Annotated in this window: 1 pseudogene; it reads right to left on the reverse strand. The window is 70.3% G+C overall.

The window, feature by feature from the left end:
• Nucleotides 1-465, reverse strand: a pseudogene (locus LH128_RS30735) (sugar kinase); the annotation flags it as partial.

Raw genomic sequence — 465 nt, forward strand, 5'->3', positions numbered from 1 at the left:
GTCTGGTGCGCCGCGTCCCGCGCATCGAGACGCGCGGCGATACGGTGATGGCCGGAATTGACCACATGCCGCGCGGTCGAGGCGATCATCTGCAGCTTCGGAAACGCCTCGAAGGCGGCCAGCGCGGCCACGCGCCGACGGTCGGAGCCATCGCCGGAGAACGCCTTGCCCAGCAGCAGCGAGATATCCCGGTGGTTGCCGATCATGACCGTCGCCGACTGCATCAGGTCGGTCAGGATGGCGCGCGGGTCGCTGTCCCACGCGTCCCACAGCAGCGCGCGGTAATTGCCGTCGAAACAGACAGGCACGCCGGCGCTTGTCGCCGCGGCGACGGCGGCTTGCGCAAGCGCGACGCCTCCGGGGCCGAGCGCCGGCGTGATGCCCGACAGGTGGAGCAGTCGGGCGCCCTCGAGCGCGGAGGCGAAGTCGAACTGGTCCGCCTTGGAGGTTGCGAACACGGAACCC

This window comes from Sphingomonas sp. LH128, from assembly GCF_000293195.2.
Lineage (GTDB): Bacteria > Pseudomonadota > Alphaproteobacteria > Sphingomonadales > Sphingomonadaceae > Novosphingobium > Novosphingobium resinovorum_A.